At 71.9% G+C, this 572-nt stretch carries 1 pseudogene; it reads left to right on the plus strand.

The window, feature by feature from the left end:
- Positions 1-427, plus strand: a pseudogene (locus tag ACOADB_RS13995) (hypothetical protein); the annotation flags it as partial.
- Between the last annotated feature and the right edge of the window lie 145 nt (positions 428-572).

Consider the following 572-nt stretch of genomic DNA (forward strand, 5'->3'; position numbering starts at 1 on the left):
CGCGCAGCGGTCGGCCAAGCTGTCCCAGCTGATCGACAAGGTCGCCAGCGACATCGAGGACGCCGTCGGGGACATCCTCGATCGTGCGCCCGAGGCGCGCGTGGTCATCGTCGGCTACCCGCAGGTCATCCCCGCCACCGGTTGGTGCCCGGCGATGCCGCTGGCCCCGGCCGACTATCCCGTTGGGCGTGAGCTGTTCAGCGAGGTCACCCGCGCGCTGGAGGCGGGAGCCGAGAAGGCCGGCGCCGAGTACATCGACGTGTGGTCGGCCACCGAGGGCCACGACATCTGCGCCAAGGACCCGTGGGTCGCCGGCGCGTCGCCGGACCCGAAGCGGGGCGGGTTCGCGTTCCATCCCTACATCGAGGAACAGCAGGCCGTCACCGACCTCCTCGTGAAGCAGCTCGGCGACACCGCGCCGGACTGACCACCTCTGCCCACCTCTGGCTGCCTCTCGCTGCCTCTAGGGAGGACCCGCGGCCAGGGTGTGTGCGAGGAGCGCCTGTGCCGTCCAGCGCAGCTGCCGGGCTGCCGCGGGTCGCGAGAGCCCGGCGACGTCGGTCAACCAGACG

This window comes from Nocardioides sp. CPCC 206348 (assembly GCF_048654705.1).
Taxonomy (GTDB): Bacteria; Actinomycetota; Actinomycetes; order Propionibacteriales; family Nocardioidaceae; genus Nocardioides.